The sequence below is a fragment of the Wolbachia endosymbiont of Tuta absoluta genome, from assembly GCF_059414725.1.
In genome coordinates this window covers 1-687 of sequence record NZ_JBNRJY010000540.1, presented here as the reverse complement: position 1 = coordinate 687, position 687 = coordinate 1, and the positions used below count along the sequence as shown (strand labels likewise).

Genomic DNA, 687 nt, shown 5'->3' with positions numbered 1-687 from the left:
CACTCGCATATTCATACACTCCGATATTTTCTTTTTGGCTGAAAGCACTTTTAAAATGAGAAAGCGCTGAGCAGTAGTCCTTTTCCTGGAGGTTTTTGGAAGCCTCCTGCATAAGATCGATCCCCTTGTTCAGAAACAGTTCACGGTCTTCGAAAATTTCAAGTTCTTTTAATACGGCCTGTGCAATATCTTCAGAAACTGTTTTGGCTGTTTTATGATCGATCCCCCACACTGGTACTGAGACACGGACCAGACTCCTACGGGAGGCAGCAGTGAGGAATATTGGACAATGGGTGAGAGCCTGATCCAGCCATCCCGCGTGAAGGATGACGGCCCTATGGGTTGTAAACTTCTTTTGTATAGGGATAAACCTACTCTCGTGAGAGTAGCTGAAGGTACTATACGAATAAGCACCGGCTAACTCCGTGCCAGCAGCCGCGGTAATACGGAGGGTGCAAGCGTTATCCGGATTTATTGGGTTTAAAGGGTCCGTAGGCTGATTTGTAAGTCAGTGGTGAAATCTCACAGCTTAACTGTGAAACTGCCATTGATACTGCAAGTCTTGAGTGTTGTTGAAGTAGCTGGAATAAGTAGTGTAGCGGTGAAATGCATAGATATTACTTAGAACACCAATTGCGAAGGCAGGTTACTAAGCAACAACTGACGCTGATGGACGAAAGCGTGGGG

At 45.9% G+C, this 687-nt stretch carries 1 rRNA gene; it reads left to right on the top strand.

Annotation, left to right across the window (positions count from 1 at the left end):
* A 16S ribosomal RNA gene (locus tag ACJ5GX_RS06055) occupies nucleotides 1-687 on the top strand; the annotation flags it as partial.